The sequence below is a fragment of the Pseudomonas sp. GYB4201 genome, assembly GCF_056312595.1.
On the sequence record NZ_JBWGIG010000033.1, the window covers coordinates 46605 to 63179 of the forward strand.

General features: G+C 65.0%; 20 protein-coding genes. 10 read left to right on the plus strand and 10 right to left on the minus strand.

Translation table 11 applies throughout. The features are described 5' to 3' along the window. Position 1: 1 nt before the first annotated feature. Positions 2-1132, minus strand: a complete 1131-nt coding sequence (locus AC0Z2B_RS24960) for a PilT/PilU family type 4a pilus ATPase (RefSeq protein ID WP_476300155.1) — start codon at positions 1130-1132, stop codon at positions 2-4. A gap of 23 nt (positions 1133-1155) precedes the next feature. Further along, on the minus strand, positions 1156-2190 hold the full coding sequence (locus AC0Z2B_RS24965; RefSeq protein ID WP_476300157.1) for a type IV pilus twitching motility protein PilT: 1035 nt from the start codon (positions 2188-2190) through the stop codon (positions 1156-1158). Between the two features lie 66 nt (positions 2191-2256). Here AC0Z2B_RS24965 and AC0Z2B_RS24970 point away from each other — a divergent pair, with 66 nt between their 5' ends. The 9 genes from AC0Z2B_RS24970 to AC0Z2B_RS25010 all read left to right on the plus strand — a co-directional run bounded on the left by AC0Z2B_RS24970 (position 2257) and on the right by AC0Z2B_RS25010 (position 8883). Beyond that, positions 2257-2946 (plus strand): YggS family pyridoxal phosphate-dependent enzyme, encoded by a 690-nt coding sequence (locus tag AC0Z2B_RS24970; protein ID WP_476300159.1) that lies wholly within the window; start codon positions 2257-2259, stop codon positions 2944-2946. Positions 2947-2980: 34 nt separating this feature from the next. Beyond that, on the plus strand, positions 2981-3799 hold the full coding sequence (gene proC, locus AC0Z2B_RS24975) for a pyrroline-5-carboxylate reductase (protein ID WP_476300161.1): 819 nt from the start codon (positions 2981-2983) through the stop codon (positions 3797-3799). Between the two features lie 9 nt (positions 3800-3808). Then, positions 3809-4399, plus strand: a complete 591-nt coding sequence (locus AC0Z2B_RS24980) for a YggT family protein (protein WP_473004770.1) — start codon at positions 3809-3811, stop codon at positions 4397-4399. A 132-nt stretch (positions 4400-4531) separates the two neighbouring features. Then, positions 4532-5671, plus strand: coding sequence for a homoserine O-succinyltransferase MetX (metX, locus tag AC0Z2B_RS24985; protein ID WP_476300163.1), 1140 nt, complete (start codon positions 4532-4534; stop codon positions 5669-5671). A 7-nt stretch (positions 5672-5678) separates the two neighbouring features. Continuing rightward, positions 5679-6299 (plus strand): methionine biosynthesis protein MetW, encoded by a 621-nt coding sequence (metW, locus tag AC0Z2B_RS24990; RefSeq protein ID WP_416427353.1) that lies wholly within the window; start codon positions 5679-5681, stop codon positions 6297-6299. Between the two features lie 24 nt (positions 6300-6323). Continuing rightward, on the plus strand, positions 6324-6761 hold the full coding sequence (locus AC0Z2B_RS24995; protein WP_416427354.1) for a DUF4426 domain-containing protein: 438 nt from the start codon (positions 6324-6326) through the stop codon (positions 6759-6761). Continuing rightward, the gene (gene rdgB, locus AC0Z2B_RS25000) at positions 6758-7351 is read left to right on the plus strand and encodes an RdgB/HAM1 family non-canonical purine NTP pyrophosphatase (RefSeq protein WP_416427355.1); all 594 of its coding nucleotides are present in this window, start codon (positions 6758-6760) and stop codon (positions 7349-7351) included. Before AC0Z2B_RS24995 ends, rdgB begins: the two co-directional genes overlap by 4 nt. Continuing rightward, entirely contained in the window at positions 7348-8550 is a 1203-nt protein-coding gene (hemW, locus tag AC0Z2B_RS25005) for a radical SAM family heme chaperone HemW (protein WP_476300166.1), read from the plus strand. The genes rdgB and hemW overlap by 4 nt, the downstream gene beginning before the upstream one ends. A gap of 9 nt (positions 8551-8559) precedes the next feature. Further along, entirely contained in the window at positions 8560-8883 is a 324-nt protein-coding gene (locus tag AC0Z2B_RS25010; RefSeq protein ID WP_416427358.1) for a DUF3392 domain-containing protein, read from the plus strand. Between the two features lie 90 nt (positions 8884-8973). Here the strand turns inward: AC0Z2B_RS25010 and trmB are convergent, their stop codons facing one another. From trmB to AC0Z2B_RS25030, 4 genes are all read right to left on the minus strand, one after another. Then, a complete protein-coding gene (gene trmB, locus AC0Z2B_RS25015) occupies positions 8974-9621 on the minus strand; it encodes a tRNA (guanosine(46)-N7)-methyltransferase TrmB (RefSeq protein ID WP_476300196.1) in 648 nt (215 codons plus the stop codon). A gap of 101 nt (positions 9622-9722) precedes the next feature. Then, a complete protein-coding gene (locus AC0Z2B_RS25020; protein WP_416427359.1) occupies positions 9723-10517 on the minus strand; it encodes a thiazole synthase in 795 nt (264 codons plus the stop codon). 46 nt (positions 10518-10563) lie between these two features. Continuing rightward, positions 10564-10764 carry a sulfur carrier protein ThiS gene (gene thiS / locus AC0Z2B_RS25025; RefSeq protein WP_416427360.1) on the minus strand — a complete coding sequence of 67 codons (201 nt, stop codon included), beginning with the start codon at positions 10762-10764 and terminating at the stop codon, positions 10564-10566. An 83-nt stretch (positions 10765-10847) separates the two neighbouring features. Further along, positions 10848-11225: a DUF423 domain-containing protein gene (locus AC0Z2B_RS25030; RefSeq protein ID WP_416427361.1), complete on the minus strand. Its 378-nt coding sequence runs from the start codon at positions 11223-11225 to the stop codon at positions 10848-10850. A 69-nt stretch (positions 11226-11294) separates the two neighbouring features. Here AC0Z2B_RS25030 and mtgA point away from each other — a divergent pair, with 69 nt between their 5' ends. Further along, positions 11295-12020: a monofunctional biosynthetic peptidoglycan transglycosylase gene (gene mtgA / locus AC0Z2B_RS25035; RefSeq protein WP_476300198.1), complete on the plus strand. Its 726-nt coding sequence runs from the start codon at positions 11295-11297 to the stop codon at positions 12018-12020. Between the two features lie 256 nt (positions 12021-12276). Here mtgA and rpoH read toward each other — a convergent pair whose 3' ends face one another. From rpoH to ftsY, 4 genes are all read right to left on the minus strand, one after another. Continuing rightward, positions 12277-13131 carry an RNA polymerase sigma factor RpoH gene (gene rpoH / locus AC0Z2B_RS25040; protein ID WP_473004774.1) on the minus strand — a complete coding sequence of 285 codons (855 nt, stop codon included), beginning with the start codon at positions 13129-13131 and terminating at the stop codon, positions 12277-12279. A 128-nt stretch (positions 13132-13259) separates the two neighbouring features. Next, positions 13260-14285, minus strand: coding sequence for a permease-like cell division protein FtsX (ftsX, locus tag AC0Z2B_RS25045; protein ID WP_416427362.1), 1026 nt, complete (start codon positions 14283-14285; stop codon positions 13260-13262). Continuing rightward, entirely contained in the window at positions 14282-14953 is a 672-nt protein-coding gene (ftsE, locus tag AC0Z2B_RS25050) for a cell division ATP-binding protein FtsE (RefSeq protein WP_416427363.1), read from the minus strand. Before ftsE ends, ftsX begins: the two co-directional genes overlap by 4 nt. Further along, entirely contained in the window at positions 14950-16503 is a 1554-nt protein-coding gene (ftsY, locus tag AC0Z2B_RS25055; protein WP_476300170.1) for a signal recognition particle-docking protein FtsY, read from the minus strand. The genes ftsE and ftsY overlap by 4 nt, the downstream gene beginning before the upstream one ends. Positions 16504-16575 lie beyond the last annotated feature (72 nt).

Below are 16575 nucleotides of genomic sequence, written 5' to 3' on the forward strand. Positions count from 1 at the left end.
TTCACCGTGACCCTGGCGTCGGGCCCCGTTCCGGCGCCAGGTTCAACCCCTCCCTGGGCTCCGCGCCCGTGCTCGACTCCAGCTTGATCATCAACCGCAAATCGTTCGCCGAATCGGCGTACGCCAGCGCGTCCTCGTAGCTGATCGCCTTCTCCCGGTACAACTCGTACAACGCCTGGTCCAGGGTACGCATGCCCTGGTCGTTGGTGCGGCGCATCAGGGTTTTCAGCCCCGGCACCTCGCCCCGGCGAATGCGGTCGGCCATCAGCGGCGTATTCACCAGGATTTCGACCACGGCACGCCGACTAGTTCCATCCGGGGTGGGCACCAGTTGCTGGGCGATGATGGCGCGCAGGTTCAGCGACAGCTCCATCCACACCTGGGTGTGGCGGTCCTGGGGGAAGAAGCTGATCACCCGCTCCAGCGCCTGGTCGGCGTTGGAGGCATGCAGGGTGGCCACGCACAGGTGGCCGGTCTCGGCGAAGCTCAGGGCCTGGCCCATGGTCTCGCGGCTGCGCACCTCGCCGATCATGATCACGTCCGGCGCCTGGCGCAGGGTGTTGCGCAGCGCCACTTCGAACGAGTCGGTGTCGATGCCCACCTCGCGCTGGGTGACGATGCAGTTCTGGTGTTCATGGAGGAACTCGATAGGGTCCTCGATGGTGATGATGTGGCCGCTGCTGTGCTTGCTGCGGTGGTCGATCATCGCCGCCAGGGTCGAGGACTTGCCGGTGCCCGTCGCCCCCACCACCAGCACCAGGCCGCGCTTGAGCATGGCCAGGCCCTTGAGGGTGTCGGGCAGTTTCAACTCATCGAAGGTGGGGATGCGGCTTTCGATGCGGCGGATGACCATGGCCGGCAGGCTGCGCTGGCAGAACGCGCTGACGCGGAAGCGGCCGATGTCGCGGGCGTGGATGGCGAAGTTGCACTCGCGGTGCTCGGCGAACTCCAGCCGCTGGGGCTCGCTCATCAGCCCCAGCACGGCCTCGCGCACCTGCTCGGGGCTCATGGCGTTCTTGGTGACCGGCATGATCTTGCCGTGCACCTTGAGCGAGGGTGGCAGGCCTGGCGTGATGAAAAGGTCGGAACCGGCCTTGTCGACCATCAGTTTCAACAGCCTTTCGAATTCCATGGCCTACACCTCGCGTCCAGCGGTCAGAAATTGTCGGGGGTCTTGGCCTTCTCGCGCGCCGCCTCGCGGCCGATCAGCCCGCGGGCCACCAGGTCCTTGAGGCACATGTCGAGGGTCTGCATGCCCAGCGCACCGCCGGTCTGGATCGACGAGTACATCTGCGCCACCTTGTCCTCGCGGATCAGGTTGCGGATGGCCGGGGTGCCGATCATGATTTCGTGCGCCGCCACACGGCCACCGCCGATTTTCTTCAGCAGGGTCTGGGAGATCACCGCCTGCAGCGATTCGGAGAGCATGGAGCGGACCATGGATTTCTCCTCTGCCGGGAATACGTCCACCACCCGGTCGATGGTCTTGGCCGCCGAGGTGGTGTGCAGGGTGCCGAACACCAGGTGGCCGGTCTCGGCCGCGGTCAGCGCCAGGCGGATGGTCTCCAGGTCGCGCATCTCGCCCACCAGGATGATGTCCGGGTCTTCACGCAGGGCTGAGCGCAGGGCGTTGGAGAAGCCCAGGGTGTCGCGGTGCACCTCGCGCTGGTTGACCAGGCACTTCTTCGACTCGTGGACGAACTCGATCGGGTCCTCGATGGTGAGGATGTGGTGGTGCTTGTTGTTGTTCAGGTAGTCGATCATCGCTGCCAGCGTGGTGGACTTGCCCGAACCGGTGGGGCCGGTGACCAGCACCAGGCCGCGGGGCACATCGGTAATCTTTCGAAACACATCGCCCATGCCCAGGTCTTCCATGGTCAGCACCTTGGAGGGGATGGTACGGAACACTGCGCCAGCGCCGCGGTTCTGGTTGAAGGCGTTGACCCGGAAGCGTGCCACGCCAGGTACTTCGAAGGAGAAGTCAGTCTCCAGGTACTCCTCGAAGTCCTTGCGCTGCTTGTCGTTCATGATGTCGTAGATCAGCTCGTGGACCTGCTTGTGATCCAGTGCTGGCAAATTGATTCTGCGTACATCACCATCGACCCGGATCATTGGCGGCAGCCCGGCGGACAGGTGCAGGTCGGAAGCGCCTTGCTTGGCGCTGAAAGCCAGCAATTCAGTAATGTCCATGAGACTCCCCAAAAACAGACAAGCAGGTAGAATGCCCCGGACCCCAAGACCCGCTGGCACAAATTAATGTCCACGATAGCAGACAACGTTTTACGGGTAAGCGCCCGAATCGACGCCGCCGCACAGGCCGTGCAGCGCGACCCTGCGAGCATCGGCCTGCTGGCGGTCAGCAAGACCAAGCCCGCCGAGGCCATTCGCGAGGCGTTCGCCGCCGGAATCAGCGAATTCGGCGAAAATTACCTGCAGGAAGCCCTGGGCAAACAGGCGCAATTGACCGACCTGCCCTTGACTTGGCATTTCATCGGCCCCATTCAGTCGAACAAGACTCGTGCCATTGCCGAGCACTTCGCCTGGGTACACTCCGTGGATCGCCTGAAAATCGCCCAACGCCTGTCCGAGCAACGCCCGGCCGACCTGCCACCGCTGAACATCTGCATCCAGGTCAACGTCAGTGGCGAGGCCAGCAAGTCCGGCTGCACCCCTGCGGACCTGCCGGCGCTGGCCCAGGCCATTGCCGCCCTGCCGCGCCTGAAACTGCGCGGCCTGATGGCGATTCCCGAACCTACCCAGGACCGTGCCGAGCAAGACGCGGCCTTCGCCACCGTGCGCAGCCTGCAGGCCAGCCTGAACCTGCCACTGGACACTTTATCCATGGGCATGAGCCACGACCTGGAAGCCGCCGTTGCACAAGGCGCCACCTGGGTGCGTATCGGCACTGCCCTGTTCGGCGCCCGCGACTATGGCCAGCAGCCGTAGCGCGGGTACCCCCGCAACCTCTCAAGGACCTGACATGAGCAAGACTCGTATTGCGTTTATCGGCGCCGGCAACATGGCCGCCAGCCTGATCGGCGGCCTGCGCGCCCAAGGCCTGGAAGCACAGCAGATCCGCGCCAGCGACCCGGGCGAAGAGACCCGCGCGCGCATCAGCGCCGAACACGGCATCGAAACCTTCGCCGACAACGGCCAGGCCGTGGCAGGCGCCGACGTGGTGGTGCTGGCGGTCAAGCCGCAGGCCATGAAGGCCGTGTGCGAGGCCCTGCGCCCCAGCCTTGCGCCCAACCAGGTGGTGGTTTCCATCGCCGCCGGCATCACCTGCGCCAGCATGACTCAGTGGCTGGGCCAGCAGCCCATCGTGCGCTGCATGCCCAACACCCCGGCGCTGCTGCGCCAGGGCGTCAGCGGCCTGTACGCCACCGCGCAGGTCACCGAGCAGCAACGCCAGCAGGCCGAGGCACTGCTGTCGGCCGTGGGCATCGCCCTGTGGCTGGACGAAGAACAGCAACTGGACGCCGTCACCGCCGTCTCGGGCAGTGGCCCGGCGTACTTCTTCCTACTGATCGAAGCCATGACCGCCGCCGGCGAGAAGCTTGGCCTGCCGCGCGAGACCGCTGCCAAACTGACCCTGCAGACCGCCCTGGGCGCCGCGCACATGGCGGTTTCCAGCGACGTCGACGCCGCCGAGCTGCGCCGCCGCGTCACCTCGCCGGCCGGCACTACCGAAGCTGCAATCAAATCGTTCCAGGCCGGTGGTTTCGAAGCCCTGGTGGAAAAGGCGCTGGGCGCCGCTGCACACCGCTCGGCCGAGATGGCCGAACAACTGGGCAAGTAAGGAGCCGACATGATCGGATTGAACACCGCAGGCATCTACATCATTCAAACCGTCGGCAGCCTGTACCTGCTGATCGTGCTGTTGCGCTTCGTGCTGCAACTGGTGCGCGCCGACTTCTACAACCCGCTGAGCCAGTTCGCGGTGCGCGCCACCCAGCCGCTGCTCAAGCCCATCCGCCGCATCGTGCCCAGCCTGTTCGGCCTGGACATGTCGTCGCTGCTACTGGCCATCGTCATCCAGCTGATCGTCATGGGCCTGACCCTGCTGCTGGCCTACGGCACCACCGGCAACCCGCTGCAGCTGCTGATCTGGTCGATCATTGGCGTCACCGCGCTGTTCCTGAAGATCTTCTTCTACGCGCTGATCATCAGCGTGATTCTCTCCTGGGTAGCGCCGGGTAGCCACAACCCGGGCGCCGAGCTGGTCAACCAGATCTGCGAACCGGCCCTTGCGCCGTTCCGCCGCATCCTGCCCAACCTGGGCGGCCTGGACATCTCGCCGATCCTGGCGTTCATGGTGCTCAAGCTGCTGGACATGCTGGTGATCAACAACCTCGCCGCCATGACCATGATGCCAAGCATCCTGCGTATGCTGATCTGACCTCCCGGGACGCGGCCTTCGGCCGCTGCTACAGGCCTTGTAGCAGCGGCCGCAGGCCGCGTCACCGGCGCCGCTTGCCGCTGGGTGCAGGGGTCTTTAGACTTACGCCTCATTTATGCGAGAGCAGGGTCGATGTCCACTGTCTTCCCCGAAGATTCCGTCGGTTTAGTCACACCGCAAATAGCCCACTTCAGCGAACCCCTGGCCCTTGCCTGTGGCCGCGCGCTGAACGCCTACGACCTCATCTACGAAACCTACGGCCAGCTCAACGCCGCCGCCAGCAACGCGATCCTCATCTGCCACGCGCTGTCGGGGCACCATCATGCCGCCGGCTACCACTCGGCCGATGACCGCAAGCCCGGCTGGTGGGATAGCTGCATCGGCCCCGGCAAGCCGATCGACACCAACAAGTTCTTCGTGGTGAGCCTCAACAACCTCGGCGGTTGCAACGGCTCCACCGGCCCCAGCAGCATCAACCCGGACACCGGCAAGCCGTTTGGCGCCGATTTCCCGGTGCTGACCGTGGAAGACTGGGTGCACAGCCAGGCGCGCCTGGCCGACTACCTTGGCATCCACCAGTGGGCCGCCGTAGTCGGTGGCAGCCTGGGCGGCATGCAGGCCCAGCAGTGGACCATCACCTACCCCGACCGCGTGCGCCATTGCGTGGCCATCGCCTCGGCGCCCAAGCTGTCGGCGCAGAACATCGCCTTCAACGAAGTGGCGCGCCAGGCCATCCTCACCGACCCCGAGTTCCACGGTGGCTCGTTCCAGGAAGCCGGGGTCATCCCCAAGCGCGGGCTGATGCTGGCGCGCATGGTGGGTCACATCACCTACCTGTCGGACGACTCCATGGGCGAGAAATTCGGCCGTGGCCTGAAGAGCGAGAAGCTCAACTACGACTTCCACAGCGTGGAATTCCAGGTGGAAAGCTACCTGCGCTACCAGGGCGAGGAGTTCTCCGGGCGTTTCGACGCCAACACCTACCTGCTGATGACCAAGGCGCTGGACTACTTCGACCCGGCCGCCCAGCACGGCGACGACCTGGCCGAGACCTTCAAGCACGCCACGGCCGACTTCTGCGTGATGTCGTTCACCACCGACTGGCGCTTCTCCCCGGCCCGTTCGCGGGAGATCGTCGACGCGCTGATGGCTGCGCGCAAGAACGTCTGCTACCTGGAGATCGACGCCCCGCAAGGCCATGACGCCTTCCTGATCCCGATCCCGCGCTACCTGCAGGCCTTCACCAGCTACATGAACCGAATTGCGATCTGAGGAAGCCATGAGAGCCGATCTTGAAATCATCCAGGACTGGATTCCGGCCGGCAGCCGCGTGCTCGACCTCGGTTGCGGCGACGGTGAACTGCTGGCCTGGCTGCGGGACAACAAGCAGGTGACCGGCTACGGCCTGGAAATCGACGCCGCCAACATCAACGAGTGCGTGCGCAAGGGCATCAACGTCATCGAGCAGGACCTGGACAAGGGCCTGGGCAACTTCGCCAGCAACAGCTTCGACGTGGTGGTGATGACCCAGGCGCTGCAGGCCGTGGAATACCCCGACCGCATCCTCGACGAGATGCTGCGCGTGGGCCGCCAGTGCATCATCACCTTCCCCAACTTCGGCCACTGGCGCTGCCGCTGGTACCTGGCCCGCAACGGCCGCATGCCGGTGTCGGAATTCCTGCCGTATACCTGGTACAACACGCCCAACATCCACTTCTGCACCTTCGAGGACTTCGAGGAGCTGTGCCGCGAGCGCAGCGCCCAGGTCCTCGACCGTCTGGCGGTAGACCACCAGCACAGGCATGGCTGGGCGAGCAAACTGTGGCCTAATCTGTTGGGTGAAATCGGCATCTACCGGGTCAACAGCCCGGGCCTGCAGGAGCATCGCCTGGCGGTGTGACCTGCCCACCCACGGAGATCGATCATGCGCCAGCTCGCCCTGCTCCTGCTTACCTGCTGCCTCGCCCTGCCGGCCTTCGCCGCCGATGCGGCCAGGGACAACCGCCAGGAACAGTTCGGCGAGCTGACGGTGCATTACAATGCGATCACCTCCAGCATCCTCCAGCCAGGCATCGCCAAGGCTGCAGGGCTGCTGCGCGGCAAAAACCTGGGCGTGCTCAACGTGGCACTGGAGAAGGCCGGCAAGTCCTTCCCCGCCGCCATCAGCGGCACCGTCAGCGGGCCGGGCGGCAAGAAAGAGCAGCTGACCTTCACCCAGGTAACCGAACAGGGCGCCGTGTCCTACGTTACACAGTTTCAGATTCCGCAGGACGCGACTTATACCTTTGACCTGAGCGTCAAGGCGGCCGGTGACGAACACCGCCTGACCTTCGACCAAGAACTCTTCCCGGGCGACTCATGAACTTCACGCAACTCGTGCTGGCCAGCCACAACGCCGGCAAACTCAAGGAACTCCAGGCCATGCTGGGCGGCAGCGTGCAGCTGCGCTCGGTGGGCGAATTCAGCCAGGTAGAGCCGGAAGAGACCGGCCTGTCGTTCGTCGAGAACGCCATCCTCAAGGCCCGCAACGCCTCGCGCCTGTCCGGCCTGCCGGCCCTGGCCGACGACTCGGGCCTGGCGGTGGACTTCCTTGGCGGTGCGCCGGGCATCTACTCGGCGCGCTACGCCGACGGCAAGGGCGACGCGGCCAACAACGCCAAGCTGCTGGACGCCCTGAAGGACGTGCCGGACGCCGAGCGCGGCGCGCAGTTCGTCTGCGTGCTGGCCCTGGTGCGCCACGCCGATGACCCGCTGCCCATCTTGTGCGAAGGCCTGTGGCACGGGCGCATCCTGCACGCCGCCAGCGGCGACCACGGCTTTGGCTACGACCCGCTGTTCTGGGTGCCCGAGCGCGACTGCTCGAGCGCCGAGCTGAGCCCGGTGGAAAAAAACCAGCTGAGCCACCGCGCCCGCGCCATGGCCATCCTGCGTCAACGCCTGGGCCTTGCATGACCACCACCACGCTGTTTGCCGGTGAGGATGGTTTTTCCTCGGTAGCACCGCGGGCGCCGTTGCCCGTGCTGCCGCCCCTGGCCCTGTACATCCATATCCCGTGGTGCGTGCGCAAATGCCCGTACTGCGACTTCAACTCCCACGCCGCCAGCCCGGAGCTGCCGGAAGAAGAGTACGTGGACGCGCTGCTGGCCGACCTGGACATCGACCTGCCGGCCGCCTACGGGCGCCCCCTGAGCTCGATCTTCTTCGGTGGTGGCACGCCCAGCCTGTTCAGCGCCAAGGCGCTAGGGCGGCTGCTGGAGGGCGTGGAGCAGCGCATTCCGTTCGCGCCCGACATCGAGATCACCCTGGAAGCCAACCCGGGCACCTTCGAGCAGGAGAAATTCCGCGCCTACCGGCAGCTGGGTATCAACCGCCTGTCCATCGGCATCCAGAGCTTCCAGGCCAGCAAGCTGGAAGCCCTGGGGCGCATCCACAACGGCGACGAAGCCATCCGCGCCGCCGACATGGCGCGCCAGGCGGGCTTCGACAACTTCAACCTGGACCTGATGCACGGCCTGCCCGACCAGTCCCAGGAAGAAGCGCTGGACGACCTGCGCCAGGCCATCGCGCTGAAACCCACGCACCTGTCCTGGTACCAGTTGACCCTGGAACCCAACACGGTGTTCTGGAACCAGCCGCCGGTGCTGCCCGAGGACGATACCCTGTGGGACATTCAGGAAGCCGGCCAGGCACTGTTGGCCGAGCACGGTTACGGCCAGTATGAAGTGTCGGCCTACGCCCAGCCGGGCAAGGCCGCGCGGCACAACCTGAACTACTGGAGCTTCGGTGATTTTATCGGCATCGGCGCCGGTGCCCACGGCAAGCTCAGCCACCCGGACGGGCGCATCGTGCGCACCTGGAAGACCCGGCTGCCCAAGGACTACCTGAACCCGGCCAAGCCGTTCCAGGCCGGCGAGAAGCTGCTGGCGCTGGATGAGCTGCCGTTCGAGTTCCTGATGAACGCCCTGCGCCTGACTGCCGGCGTGGAAGCGCAGCTGTACCCGCAACGCACCGGCCTGACCCTGGAAAGCCTGGACGAGGGGCGCCGGCAGGCCGAACAAAAAGGCCTTTTGCAGGTCGAACCGTCGCGCCTGGTCGCCACGCCCCAAGGCCAGCTGTTCCTCAACGACCTGCTGCAGTACTTCTTGACCTAAGGATTGACCATGGAATTAGTGTTGAACCTGCTGGCTACGGCGTCCCGCTGGAGCCGTGGCAACCTGTCGGAAATCGCCCTGGCGCTGGTGGGCTGCCTGCTGGTGCTGTTCGGTGCGGATATCAAGGCCTGGCTGGACGCCCGCCTGGGGGGTATCGCCGGCGCGTTGCGCGTACCGGTGATGGCGCTGGTGTGCTGCATCGGCAGCGGCGCGGCGCTGATCTATGCCACGCCGTGGGTGGTGAAGGGCTTGAGCCAGTTCAACAACTACAGCCTGGCGCCGGTGCTGTTGGTGGTGCTGGTGATACTGGGCGTAGTCGCCGACCGCAAATAACCAAACCCCGTAGCAGCGGCCCTTAGGCCGCGTCCGGCGCAACACCGTGTTGATGCCGGACGCGGCCTGGGGCCGCTGCTACGGGGGGTATCAGTCGAGCTTTTCGAACTTCAGGTCCCACACACCATGGCCCAGGCGCTCACCGCGGCGCTCGAACTTGGTGATCGGCCGCTCGGCCGGGCGTGGCACGCACTTGCCGTCTTCGGCCAGGTTGCGATACCCCGGCGCCACGTTCATCACTTCCAGCATGTACTCGGCATAGGGCTCCCAGTCGGTGGCCATGTGCAGCACACCCCCCACCTTCAGCTTGCTGCGTACCAGTTCGGCGAACGCCGGCTGCACGATGCGGCGCTTGTGGTGGCGGCTCTTGTGCCACGGGTCCGGGAAGAACAGCATCAGGCGGTCGAGGCTGTTGTCGGCGATGCAGCGCTTGAGCACTTCGATGGCGTCGGTGTCGTACACGCGCAGGTTCTTCAGGCCCTGGGTGAGCACGCCATTGAGCAGTGCACCCACGCCCGGACGGTGTACTTCAATGCCGATGAAGTCCTGCTCGGGCGCGGCTGCGGCCATTTCCAGCAGCGAGTGGCCCATGCCGAAGCCGATTTCCACGGTGCGCGGGGCACTGCGGCCAAACACCTGGTCGTAGTCCACCGGCGCGTCGGCCAGGGGCAGCACGAACAGTGGCGCGCCCTGGTCCAGGCCGCGCTGCTGGCCTTCGGTCATGCGCCCGGCGCGCATCACGAAGCTCTTGATGGCGCGGTGTTGGCGCTGCTCGCCCTCGCCCTGCACGTCGTCGTTTTCCGGGGTCGGGGTATCTTGCGGTTCAGTCATGGTGGCTCTTACTTGATCAGACCATCCAGCGGCGAAGATGCGCTGGCATAGAGTTTTTTCGGCATGCGGCCGGCCAGGTAGGCCATGCGCCCGGCGACGATGGCGTGCTTCATGGCACCGGCCATCATGATCGGGTCCTGGGCGTGGGCAATGGCCGAGTTCATCAGCACGGCCTCGCAGCCCAGTTCCATGGCGATGGTGGCGTCGGAGGCGGTGCCCACGCCGGCGTCGACCAGTACCGGCACCTTGGCTTCTTCCAGGATGATCTGCAGGTTGTAGGGGTTGCAGATGCCCAGGCCGGTGCCGATCAGGCCGGCCAGCGGCATCACGGCGATGCAGCCGATCTCGGCCAGCTGGCGGGCGATGATCGGGTCATCGCTGGTGTACACCATCACGTCGAAACCGTCCTTGACCAGCACTTCGGCGGCCTTGAGGGTCTCGATGACGTTGGGGAACAGGGTTTTCTGGTCGGCCAGCACTTCCAGCTTCACCAGGTTGTGGCCGTCGAGCAGCTCACGGGCCAGGCGGCAGGTGCGCACCGCTTCCACGGCGTCGTAGCAGCCGGCGGTGTTGGGCAGGATGGTGTAGCGGTCCGGCGGCAGCACGTCCAGCAGGTTCGGCTCGCCAGGGTTCTGGCCGATGTTGGTGCGGCGCACCGCCACGGTGACGATCTCGGCCCCCGAGGCTTCGATGGCCAGGCGGGTTTCTTCCAGGTCACGGTACTTGCCGGTGCCTACCAGCAGACGCGATTCGAAGGTGCGGCCAGCCAGGATGAAGGGCTTGTCGGTACGCGGATTGCTCATCGTCGTTCCTCTCGGGGGTTGAAGGGGCGGTGGAAGGCGGCGGCGGTCAGCCACCACCGATGGCGTGCACCACTTCGACCTGGTCGCCTTCGCGCAGGGCAGTGGCTTCGTGCTGGCTGCGCGGCACGATATCCAGGTTCAGTTCCACCGCGACCCGGCGGCCGGTCAGCTCCAGGCGGGTCAACAGCGCCGCGACGGTCTCGCCGTCGGGCAATTCAAAGGATTCACCGTTCAACTGAATGTGCATGCAGGCAGCAGCCATCATTTCAAAGGGGCTGGCATTCTAGCCCGTTCGCCGCTGGCGACCAACACAAACGCGGCCCATTCGTCTCACGCCTTGCCCAGGTTCCAGGCAGCCATGCCCAGGCAGGCCCAGCCGACCAGGAATGCCAGGCCACCGAATGGGGTGATCACGCCGAACACGCGCACGCCGCTGAGCGTCAGCAGGTAGAGGCTGCCGGAGAACAGCACGATACCGATGCAGAACATCACTCCCGCAGCGTTCACCAGGCGGCTGGGCACCTGCACGCTGAGCACGGCCACTGCCAGCAGCGCCAGGGCGTGAATGAGTTGATAGTTGACCCCGGTGTGGAACACCGCCAGGTAGTCGCTGCTCAAACGATCCTTGAGGCCATGGGCGGCGAACGCGCCAAGCCCTACCCCGGTGAATCCGAAAAAGGCAGCCAGCATGAGAAATTGTCGCAGCATCCAGGAACTCCGGTTCGTTGGCACAGGGTCTGTATAATGGCCCGCTCAATGCGCCCGGCCAAGTCATCCATGCTCAATTCCGTGTTCACCCTGCTGCGTAAAGTGGCGATCTGGTTCGTCGTCGGCAGCGTCCTGCTGGTGGTGCTGTTTCGCTTCGTGCCGCCGCCAGGGACCATGCTGATGGTGGAACGCAAGGTCGAGTCCTGGATGGACGGCGAGCCCATCGACCTGCAGCGCAGCTGGCGCTCCTACGACGAAATCTCCGACTCGCTGAAAATCGCCGTCATCGCCGGCGAAGACCAGCGCTTCGCCCAGCACTGGGGCTTTGATTTCGACGCCATGCAGGCGGCCTTCCTGCACAACGAACGCGGTGGCTCCATTCGCGGCGCCAGCACCCTCAGCCAGCAGGTGTCGAAGAACCTGTTCCTGTGGTCGGGCCGCAGCTACTTCCGCAAGGCGCTGGAGGCCTGGTTCACCGCGCTGATCGAGACGTTCTGGTCCAAGCAGCGGATTCTCGAGGTGTACCTCAACAGCGTGGAATGGGACGACGGCGTGTTCGGCGCCGAGGCAGCTGCCCGCCACCACTTCGGCGTCGGCGCCGGCAGCCTGTCCACCCAGCAGGCCAGCCTGCTGGCCGCCGTGCTGCCCAACCCGCGCGTGTGGAGCGCCAGTCACCCGAGCACCTACGTGGCCCGCCGCGCCGGCTGGATTCGCACGCAGATGGGGCAGCTGGGCGGTTCGGCCTACCTGACCGACCTCAACCATTCGCGCAGTGCAACGCCTTGGGCGATGTGACCGCTGACGCGGCCTTCGGCCGCTGCTACAGGGTCCCGTGTACCTCGTCGATCGCGTCGCCTGCATCGCGGCCAAGGCCGGCTCCTACCACGTACGGCGTAGGAGCCGACTTTAGTCGCGATGCAGACGACACCGTTTCAAGACAGTTGCTGCTACGGGACGCGATCCCCGTAGCAGCGGCCGCCAGGCCGCGTCATCTTCGCCCACAAAAAAAAGCCCCGGCACATGGCCGGGGCTTTTTGATCAAGCGGGTGAATCAGGCTGCGATCGAGATCTTCAGCTTGTTCATCGCGCTCTTTTCGAGCTGGCGGATACGCTCCGCCGACACGTTGTACTTCTCGGCCAGCTCGTGCAGCGTGGCCTTTTCCTCGGCCAGCCAGCGCTGGTAGAGGATGTCACGGCTGCGGTCGTCCAGCACTTCCAGGGCTTCGTGCAGGTTGCTGTTGGAGTTGTCGCTCCAGTCGGCATCCTCCAGCTGACGCGCCGGGTCGTAGCGGTGGTCTTCCAGGTAGTTGGCCGGCGATTGGAAGGCGCTGTCGTCGTCCGCTTCCGCGGCCGGGTCGAAGGCCATGTCATGGCCGGTCAGGCGGCTTTCCATCTCGCGCACTTCACGCGGCTCCACGCCCAGGCTTTCGGCCACGCGGTGGACTTCCTCGTTGTTCAACCAGGCCAGGCGCTTCTTCTGGCTGCGCAGGTTGAAGAACAACTTGCGTTGGGCCTTGGTGGTAGCCACCTTGACGATGCGCCAGTTGCGCAGGATGAACTCGTGGATTTCCGCCTTGATCCAGTGCACGGCAAAGGACACCAGGCGTACGCCCATTTCCGGGTTGAAGCGCTTCACGGCCTTCATCAGGCCGACGTTACCTTCCTGGATCAGGTCGGCCTGTGCCAGGCCGTACCCCGAATAGCTGCGTGCAATGTGCACGACGAAACGCAGGTGGGCGAGCACCATCTGCCGAGCCGCCCCAAGATCCTGCTCATAGTAGAGACTCTCGGCCAGTTCACGCTCCTGCTCCGGCGTCAGCAATGGAATGCTGTTCACCGTGTGCACATAGGCTTCCAGGTTCTGACCCGGGACCAAGGCATACGCAGGTTGCAAAGAAGTGGTCATACGAAAAAACCTCCGACTCACGAATTTGTGCATTAAAGCACAGACGCATAGACCGGGAACCGCTAAACAAGTTCCCTAAAGTTAATTTCACCAAAGGTCAATGCTGGCACACGAAATATTTCAAAATATTACCGAGGAGCGAGCTCTCGCAAATGGCGGGCTACCGCAATCCACGCACCGATATACCCCAACAACAAGGCACCTAGCAAGAGCGACAGACCATCGGACGACGGAACACCGGCCAAGGCAAAATCACTGCCATACAGCCCGGAAAGCCCTACGACGGCGTCATTCAGCCAATCCAGACCGAAAGCCAGCACGCCCCAGGCAAAAACGCCGCCGCCCAAGCCATAAATCGCCCCCATGTAGAGAAACGGCCTACGCACGTAGGCGTCTGTACCGCCCACCAACTTGATGACCTCGATTTCCGTGCGGCGGTTCTCGATGTGCAGACGAATGGTATTGCCCACCACCAGCAACAGCGCCGACACCAGCAGCACGGTCAGGCCGAAGACGAAGCGGTCGCCCAGCTTGAGGATGGCTGCCAGGCGCTCCACCCACACCAGGTCAAGCTGCGCCTGTTGCACCTTGGGCAGGTCGGCCAGTTGCGAACGCAGGGCCTCCAGCGCGGCCTTGTCGATTTCCAGCGGGGTCACCACCACCACGCCCGGCAGCGGGTTGTCGGGCAGTTCCTTGAGCGCTTCGCCAAGGCCCGACTGCTGCTGGAACTCGGTGAGGGCCTTGTCCTTGCTGATGAACTCGGCATCGGCCACGCCGTTCAGGCCCTTGATCTGGGTGACCAGGGCGTCGCCGTCGCGGTTGCTGGCGTTCATGTCCAAGTACAGGGAAATTTGCGCCGCACGCTGCCACGAGCCGCCCAGCCGCTCGACGTTCTTGAGCAGCAGCGACAGGCCCATGGGCAAGCTCAGGGCCACGGCCATTACCAGGCAGGTGAAGAAGCTGCCGATAGGCTGCTTGCCCAGGCGCTTGAGGCTGTCCTTGAGGCTGGCGCGGTGGCTTTCCACCCACGCCTTGAACAGGGTGGCGAAGTCCGGGCCGTCGTCTTCCTGCTGCTTCTGCTGCTTCGACGGTGGCGGCTCGGCGGCCTTGGGGGCTACGCGGTCGGTGACCTTGGGGCTGCGGGTGGAGCTCATTCTGCTGCCTCCCCGTCGCCGATCAGGCGGCCGCGCTGCAGGGTCAGCATGCGGTGGCGCATGCGCGCGATCAGCGCCAGGTCGTGGCTGGCGATCAGCACGCTGGTGCCCAGCCGGTTGATGTCTTCGAATACACCCATGATTTCCGCTGCCAGCCGTGGGTCGAGGTTACCGGTGGGTTCGTCCGCCAGCAGCAGGGCCGGGCGGTGAACGATGGCACGGGCGATACCGACGCGTTGTTGCTGGCCGGTGGACAGGTCGCCCGGGTAGAGCTCGCCCTTGTCGGACAGCGACACGCGTTCGAGCGCCGAGTCCACGCGCTTGGCGATCTCGGGCTTGGACAGCCCGAGAATCTGCAGCGGCAGGGCAATGTTGTTGAACACCGTGCGGTCGAACAGCAACTGGTGGTTCTGGAACACCACGCCGATCTGGCGGCGCAGGAACGGGATCTGCGAGTTGCTGATCTGGCCCAGGTCCTGGCCGGCCAGCAGCAGCTTGCCGGAGGTGGGCCGTTCCATCGCCAGCAGCAGGCGCAACAGGGTACTTTTACCGGCACCGGAGTGCCCGGTTACAAACAGAAACTCGCCGCGACGCACTCGAAAGCTCAGCTCATGCAAGCCGACGTGTCCGTTCGGATAGCGCTTACCGACCTGTTCGAAACGAATCATGAACGCTCCCGCTCGGCAAACAGTGCCTGGACAAAGGGTTCTGCTTCAAAGGTGCGCAGGTCGTCGATGCCTTCGCCCACGCCGATGTAGCGGATAGGCAGGCCGAACTGCTTGGCCAGGGCGAAGATCACGCCGCCCTTGGCGGTACCGTCGAGCTTGGTCAGGGCCAGGCCGGTCAGGGCCACGGTGTTGTTGAACTGCTTGGCCTGGTTGATGGCGTTCTGCCCGGTGCCGGCGTCCAGCACCAGCAGCACTTCGTGCGGCGCGTCGGCGTCCAGCTTGCCGATGACGCGGCGCACCTTCTTCAGCTCTTCCATCAGGTTGTCTTTGGTGTGCAGGCGGCCGGCGGTGTCGGCGATCAGCACGTCGATGCCACGGGCCTTGGCGGCCTGCACGGCGTCGAAGATCACCGAGGCCGAGTCGGCGCCAGTGTGCTGGGCGATGACCGGGATCTTGTTGCGCTCGCCCCACACCTGCAACTGCTCGACGGCAGCGGCACGGAAGGTGTCACCGGCGGCCAGCATGACCTTCTTGCCTTCCAGCTGCAGCTTCTTGGCCAGCTTGCCGATGGTGGTGGTCTTGCCGGCGCCGTTGACGCCAACCACCAGGATCACGAACGGCTTGTTCTGCGACTCGATCTTCAGCGGCTGCTCCACCGGACGCAGCAGGTCGGTCAGCTCGCCCTGCAGCGACTTGTACAGCGCGTCGCTGTCGGCCAGCTGCTTGCGCGCCACCTTCTGGGTCAGGCTCTGGACGATCACCGAGGTGGCCTCCACGCCCACGTCGGCGGTCAGCAGGCGGGTCTCGATCTCTTCCAGCAGGTCGTCGTCGATGACCTTCTTGCCCATGAACAGGCTGGCCATGCCCTCGCCCAGGCTGGCGCTGGTCTTGGCCAGGCCCTGCTTGAGGCGGGCGAAGAAGCCGACCTTGGCGGCTTCGGTCTGGGCGGCTGGCTGCGGGGCTGGCTCCGGGACAGGTTCAGGCTGGGGTTCGACCGCGGCAACGGGGGCCGGGGCGGCAACCACGGGCTCCGGCGCAGGCGCAGGCACTACCGGTGCAGGCGCTACCACCGGGGCAACGAAGGCAACCGGCTCTGGTTGCGGCGCTGGGGCTGGCTCTGGTTCAGGCGTTGGCGCAGGCGCAACCACCACCGGTTCAGGCACCGCAGGCGCGACTACAGGCTCGGGCGCGACCACTACCGGCTCAGGCACAACCTCTGGCTCGATGACCGGCACAACCACCGGCGCTTCGGCGACCGGTGCGATCGGCGGCGGCGCATGGGGTTCCAGGTCCGGGACCAGGGCCACCGGCTCTTCTGGCACCGGCAACTCCAGCACCACCGGCGCAGGCGCGGCCACGGGTTCAGGCTGCGCCACCACGGGCGGCACAGGTGCCAGTACGGGCTCCGGCGCTACCTCGACGATGGTCTCGGGGGCGACGGTTTCAGGGGCTTTGGGCTGCTCGACGGCTTCTTGCGCAGGCTTTTTGCGCAGCCAGCCGAACAGGCCTTTCTTTTCGGGGGACTTTTTGTCGTCGTTGGAACCAAACATGGAAGACGGCTATCTCAAGGTAGCGACGCGCCAGAGCGGCGCCTCAGGAAATTCTAATAACGCAGAACAGAC

What these genes read in the sequence shown, in the direction of transcription:
- AC0Z2B_RS25030 (WP_416427361.1), bottom strand. Translation starts at nt 11,225, where the DNA reads ATGCTGCGACAATTTCTCATGCTGGCTGCCTTTTTCGGATTCACCGGG.
- mtgA (WP_476300198.1), top strand. Translation starts at nt 11,295, where the DNA reads ATGCTCAATTCCGTGTTCACCCTGCTGCGTAAAGTGGCGATCTGGTTC.
- rdgB (WP_416427355.1), top strand. Translation starts at nt 6,758, where the DNA reads ATGAACTTCACGCAACTCGTGCTGGCCAGCCACAACGCCGGCAAACTC.
- AC0Z2B_RS24980 (WP_473004770.1), top strand. Translation starts at nt 3,809, where the DNA reads ATGATCGGATTGAACACCGCAGGCATCTACATCATTCAAACCGTCGGC.
- AC0Z2B_RS24970 (WP_476300159.1), top strand. Translation starts at nt 2,257, where the DNA reads ATGTCCACGATAGCAGACAACGTTTTACGGGTAAGCGCCCGAATCGAC.
- hemW (WP_476300166.1), top strand. Translation starts at nt 7,348, where the DNA reads ATGACCACCACCACGCTGTTTGCCGGTGAGGATGGTTTTTCCTCGGTA.
- thiS (WP_416427360.1), bottom strand. Translation starts at nt 10,764, where the DNA reads ATGCACATTCAGTTGAACGGTGAATCCTTTGAATTGCCCGACGGCGAG.
- AC0Z2B_RS25020 (WP_416427359.1), bottom strand. Translation starts at nt 10,517, where the DNA reads ATGAGCAATCCGCGTACCGACAAGCCCTTCATCCTGGCTGGCCGCACC.
- trmB (WP_476300196.1), bottom strand. Translation starts at nt 9,621, where the DNA reads ATGCGCGCCGGGCGCATGACCGAAGGCCAGCAGCGCGGCCTGGACCAG.
- AC0Z2B_RS24995 (WP_416427354.1), top strand. Translation starts at nt 6,324, where the DNA reads ATGCGCCAGCTCGCCCTGCTCCTGCTTACCTGCTGCCTCGCCCTGCCG.
- AC0Z2B_RS25010 (WP_416427358.1), top strand. Translation starts at nt 8,560, where the DNA reads ATGGAATTAGTGTTGAACCTGCTGGCTACGGCGTCCCGCTGGAGCCGT.
- metX (WP_476300163.1), top strand. Translation starts at nt 4,532, where the DNA reads ATGTCCACTGTCTTCCCCGAAGATTCCGTCGGTTTAGTCACACCGCAA.
- ftsY (WP_476300170.1), bottom strand. Translation starts at nt 16,503, where the DNA reads ATGTTTGGTTCCAACGACGACAAAAAGTCCCCCGAAAAGAAAGGCCTG.
- ftsE (WP_416427363.1), bottom strand. Translation starts at nt 14,953, where the DNA reads ATGATTCGTTTCGAACAGGTCGGTAAGCGCTATCCGAACGGACACGTC.
- rpoH (WP_473004774.1), bottom strand. Translation starts at nt 13,131, where the DNA reads ATGACCACTTCTTTGCAACCTGCGTATGCCTTGGTCCCGGGTCAGAAC.
- ftsX (WP_416427362.1), bottom strand. Translation starts at nt 14,285, where the DNA reads ATGAGCTCCACCCGCAGCCCCAAGGTCACCGACCGCGTAGCCCCCAAG.
- AC0Z2B_RS24965 (WP_476300157.1), bottom strand. Translation starts at nt 2,190, where the DNA reads ATGGACATTACTGAATTGCTGGCTTTCAGCGCCAAGCAAGGCGCTTCC.
- AC0Z2B_RS24960 (WP_476300155.1), bottom strand. Translation starts at nt 1,132, where the DNA reads ATGGAATTCGAAAGGCTGTTGAAACTGATGGTCGACAAGGCCGGTTCC.
- proC (WP_476300161.1), top strand. Translation starts at nt 2,981, where the DNA reads ATGAGCAAGACTCGTATTGCGTTTATCGGCGCCGGCAACATGGCCGCC.
- metW (WP_416427353.1), top strand. Translation starts at nt 5,679, where the DNA reads ATGAGAGCCGATCTTGAAATCATCCAGGACTGGATTCCGGCCGGCAGC.